Annotated in this window: 4 protein-coding genes; all 4 read left to right on the top strand. The window is 68.0% G+C overall.

What is annotated here, in order from left to right; all coding sequences use genetic code 11:
• Positions 1 to 641, top strand: a 641-nt coding sequence (locus tag VTU_RS29405; RefSeq protein WP_010108784.1) for a SwmB domain-containing protein, incomplete at its 5' end; no start/stop codon positions are given.
• Positions 599 to 1666 (top strand): SwmB domain-containing protein, encoded by a 1068-nt coding sequence (locus VTU_RS0121670; protein ID WP_010108782.1) that lies wholly within the window; start codon positions 599 to 601, stop codon positions 1664 to 1666. The genes VTU_RS29405 and VTU_RS0121670, both read left to right, overlap by 43 nt.
• Positions 1624 to 2790, top strand: a complete 1167-nt coding sequence (locus VTU_RS0121665; RefSeq protein WP_029554648.1) for a SwmB domain-containing protein — start codon at positions 1624 to 1626, stop codon at positions 2788 to 2790. The genes VTU_RS0121670 and VTU_RS0121665 overlap by 43 nt, the downstream gene beginning before the upstream one ends.
• On the top strand, positions 2684 to 3997 hold a 1314-nt coding region (locus VTU_RS29400; RefSeq protein WP_322835871.1), incomplete at its 3' end, for a SwmB domain-containing protein. The genes VTU_RS0121665 and VTU_RS29400, both read left to right, overlap by 107 nt.

The raw sequence follows: 3997 nt of genomic DNA, 5'->3' as shown, positions 1-3997 counted from the left end.
ACGGCCCCGCGACGGCCTTTGCAGTCAGCAGCGCCAGCGGCCTGGCCATCACCGTCGAGAACGTCACGGTGGATCCCACGGCCAAGACCGTCACGCTGCTCCTGAGCCGTGCCGTGGACAGCGGCGAGGCCGTGACCCTGAACTACATCCGGCCCGAGACCGGCAATCACGTGCTGCAAGACGCGGCGGGCAATGACGCGGCCAATCTCACGAGCCAGGCGGTAACGAATAACTCCGCAGCCGACACCACGGCGCCCGTGCTCGGCAGCGCCACGGTCAGCGGCCGCGATCTGGTACTGACCTATACCGAGACCAGCAGCCTGGGCCTGGACGCAATCCATACGGCTCCCGCGACGGCCTATGCAGTGAGCAGCGCCAGCGGCGTGGCCATCACCGTCGAGAACGTCACGGTGAATGCCACGGCCAAGACCGTCACGCTGCTCCTGAGCCGTGACGTGGACAGCACCGAGGTGCTGAGCCTGAACTACACCCGGCCCGCAAGCGGCAACGACGCGCTGCAAGACGCAGCAGGCAATGGCGCGGCCAACCTCACGAACCAGGCGGTAAGCAACGGCTCTGCAGCCGATACCACGGCCCGGTGCTCAGCAGCGCCACGGTCAGCGGGCACGATCTGGTGCTGACTTACACGGAGGCCAGCAGCCTGGGTCTGGACGCCATCAACACGGCCCCCGCCGCGGCCTTTGCAGTGAGCAGCGCCAGCGGCGTGGCCATAACCGTCGAGAGCGTCACGGTAAGCGCCACGGCCAAGACCGTCACGCTGCACCTGAACCGTGCCGTGGACAGCGGCGAGGCCGTGACCCTGAACTACACCCGGCCCGCAACCGGCAACGACGTGCTGCAAGACGCAGCGGGCAATGACGCGGCCAACCTCACGAATCAGGCGGTAACGAACAACTCCGCGGCCGATACCACGGCGCCCGTGTTCGGCAGCGCCACGGTCAGCGGCCGCAATCTGGTACTGACTTACACCGAGGCCAGCAGCCTGGGCCTGGACGCAACCCATACGGCCCCCGCGACGGCCTATGCGGTAAGCAGCGCCAGCGGCGTCGCCATCAGTGTCGAGAACGTCACGGTCAACGCCACAGCCAAGACCGTGACGCTGCACCTGAGCCGTGACGTGGACAGCACCGAGGTGGTGAGCCTGAACTACACCCGGCCCGAGACCGGCAACGACGTGCTGCAGGACGCTGCCGGCAATGACGCGGCCAACCTCACGAACCAGGTGGTCACCAACGGCTCCGCAGCCGATACCACGGCCCCCGTGTTCGGCAGCGCCGCGGTCAGCGGCCGCAATTTGGTACTGACTTACACGGAGGCCAGCAGCCTGGGTCTGGACGCTGTCCATACGGCCCCCACGACGGCCTTTGCGGTGAGCAGCGTCAGCGGCCTGGCCATAACCGTCGAGAGCGTCACGGTAAACGCCACGGCCAAGACCGTGACCCTGCTCCTGAACCGTGGCGTGGACAGCACCGAGGTGGTGAGCCTCGGCTACACCCGGCCCGCAACCGGCAACGACGTGCTGCAAGACGCCGCCGGCAATGACGCGGCCAACCTCACGAACCAGGCGGTGACGAACAACTCCGCGGCCGACACCACGGCCCCGTGCTCAGCAGCGCCACGGTCACCGGAAACGATCTGGTACTGACCTACACCGAGGCGAGCAGCCTGGGCCTGGACGCGACCAACACGGCCCCCGCCGCGGCCTATGCGGTGAGCAGCGCCAGTGGCGTGGCCATAGCCGTCGATAGCGCCGCGGTGAATGCGACGGCCAAGACCGTGACCCTGCGCCTGAACCGTGCCGTGGACAGCGGCGAGGCGGTGAGCCTGAACTACACCCGGCCCGCGACCGGCAACGACGTGCTGCAAGACGCAGCGGGCAATGACGCGGCCAACCTCACGAACCAGGCGGTGAGCAACGGCTCCGCAGCCGACACCACGGCCCCGGTGCTCGGCAGCGCCACGGTCAGCGGGCGCGATCTGGTGCTGAGCTATACCGAGGTCAGCAGCCTGGGCCTGGACGCGGCAAATCCGGTGGGCGCTGCGGCCTTTGCGGTGAGCAGCGCCAGCGGTGTCGCCATCAGCGTCGAGAGCGTCACGGTAGGCGCCACGACCAAGACCGTCACGCTGCACCTGAGCCGTGACGTGGACAGCACCGAGGCGGTGAGCATGAGCTACACCAAGCCCGCAACCGGCAACGTGCTGCAAGACGTGGCAGGCAATGACGCGGACAGCCTCACGAACCAGGCGGTGATCAATGGCTCGGCAGCCGATACCACGGCCCCGGTGCTCAGCAGCGCCACGGTCAGCGGGCACGATCTGGTACTGACTTACACCGAGGCCAGCAGCCTGGGCCTGGACGCGGTGCATACGGCTCCCGTGACGGCCTATGCGGTGAGCAGCGCCAGCGGCGTCGCCATAAGCGTCGAGAGCGTCACGGTGAACGCCACGGCCAAGACCGTCACGCTGCGCCTGAACCGTTCCGTGGACAGCAGCGAAGCGCTGAGCCTGAACTACACCCGGCCCGCGACCGGCAACGACGTGCTGCAGGACGTGGCCGGCAACGACGCGACCAAGCTCACGAACCAGGCGGTAACGAACAACTCCGCAGCCGATACCACGGCCCCGTGCTCAGCGCCGCCGTGGTCAACGGGCACTTTCTGCGCTGAGCTATACCGAGGCCAGCAGCCTGGGTCTGGACGAGACGCATACAGCCCCCGCCACGGCCTTTGCCGTGAGCAGCGCCAGCGGCGTCGCCATAGCCGTCGATAGCGTCACGGTGAATGCCTTGGCCAAGACCGTCACGCTGCGCCTGAGCCGCGACGTGGACAGCGGCGAGGCGGTGAACGTGAGCTACACCAAGCCTGCAACCGGAAACAAGGTGCTGCAAGACGCCGCGGGCAACGACGCGGCCAACCTCACGAACGAGGTGGTGAGAAACAACTCCGCGGCCGACACCACGGCGCCCGTGCTCGGCAGCGCAACGGTCAGCGGGCGCGAGCTGGTGTTGACCTACACGGAGGTGAGCAGCCTGGGTCTGGCCGCAACCCATACGGCCCCCGCGACAGCCTTTGCGGTGAGCAGCGCCAGCGGCCTGGCCATAGCCGTCGAGAACGTCACGGTCAATGCCACGGCCAAGACCGTGACCCTGCACCTGAGCCGTGACGTGGACAGCACCGAGGTGGTGAGCCTGAACTACACCCGGCCCGCGGCTGGCCCCGACGTGCTGCAAGACGCAGCAGGCAATGGCGCGGCCAACCTCACGAACCAGGCGGTGAGCAACGGCTCCGCAGCCGATACCACGGCCCCGGTCCTTGGCAGCGCCACGGTCAGCGGGCACGATCTGGTGCTGACTTACACGGAGGCCAGCAGCCTGGGTCTGGACGCGGTGCACACGGCTCCTGCGACGGCCTTTGCGGTGAGCAGCGCCAGTGGCCTCGCCATAACCGTCGATAGCGTCACGGTCGATGCCACGGCCAAGACCGTCACGCTGCGCCTGAGCCGTTCCGTGGACAGCGGCGAGGCGGTAAGCCTCAGCTACACCCGGCCCGCGGCTGGCCCCGACGCGCTGCAGGACGCAGCCGGCAACGACGCGGCCAAGCTCACGAACCAGGCGGTGACGAATAACTCCGCAGCCGATACCACGGCGCCGGTGCTCAGCAGCACCACGGTCATCGGGCGCGATCTGGTACTGACCTACACGGAGGCCAGCAGCCTGGGTCTGGACGCGGCGCATACGGCCCCCGCCGCAGCCTTTGCAGTGAGCAGCGCCAGCGGCGTGGCCATAACCGTCGATAGCCTCACGGTGGATCCCACGGCCAAGACCGTCACGCTGCACCTGAGCCGTGCCGTGGACAGCGGCGAGGCGGTGACCCTCAGCTACACCAAGCCCGCGGCTGGCCCCGACGTGCTGCAGGACGCAGCTGGCAACGACGCAGACAGCATCACGAGCCAGGCGGCAACGAATAACTCCGCAGCC

The sequence above is a fragment of the Verminephrobacter aporrectodeae subsp. tuberculatae At4 genome (genome assembly GCF_000193225.1).
Classification (GTDB): domain Bacteria; phylum Pseudomonadota; class Gammaproteobacteria; order Burkholderiales; family Burkholderiaceae_C; genus Acidovorax; species Acidovorax aporrectodeae.
The sequence above is the reverse complement of the archived record's forward strand: the minus strand, read 5'-3'. Positions and strand labels throughout refer to the sequence as shown.